Source organism: Rhodococcus sp. IEGM 1366 (assembly GCF_033142425.1).
Taxonomy (GTDB): domain Bacteria; phylum Actinomycetota; class Actinomycetes; order Mycobacteriales; family Mycobacteriaceae; genus Rhodococcus_F; species Rhodococcus_F globerula.
Genome location: NZ_JAWLRZ010000037.1, coordinates 1 through 613 on the forward strand (window position 1 = coordinate 1; position 613 = coordinate 613).

At 57.6% G+C, this 613-nt stretch carries 1 rRNA gene; it reads left to right on the forward strand.

Annotated features, from left to right (window positions below):
- Window positions 1-613, forward strand: a 23S ribosomal RNA gene (locus R4P64_RS33935); the annotation flags it as partial.

Sequence of the window (613 nt, forward strand, 5' to 3'; positions counted from 1 at the left end):
GTCAAGTGATCCTGCGCCGACAATGTAGCGGGGCTCAAGTACACCACCGAAGCTGCGGCATTCACGCAATAGCCCCCAGTTGATCCAAGGATTTTCTGGCAGGTGTGTGGATGGGTAGGGGAGCGTCGTGTGGCCATGGAAGCGGCAGGGTGACCTAGCCGTGGAGGCCACACGAGTGAGAATGCAGGCATGAGTAGCGAAAGACGAGTGAGAAACTCGTCCGCCGAATGACCAAGGGTTCCTGGGCCAGGTTAATCCGCCCAGGGTGAGTCGGGACCTAAGACGAGGCCGACAGGCGTAGCCGATGGACAACGGGTTGATATTCCCGTACCCGTGTGAACGCGCCCATGGTGAATCAGTGATACTAACCGTCCTGAAGCCACGAGAAGACCTTCGGGTCTTGAGTTGGTGGATGCACGGGACCTGATCTGGTAGTAGCCAAGCGATGGGGTGACGCAGGAAGGTAGCTGGGCCGGTCAGTGGTAATACCGGTGTAAGCGTGTAGGGCGTGACCTAGGCAAATCCGGGTCGCATTAAGCCTGAGACGTGATGCGTAGCCGATTGAGGCGAATTCAGTGATCCTATGCTGCCGAGAAAAGCCTCTAGCGAGCTT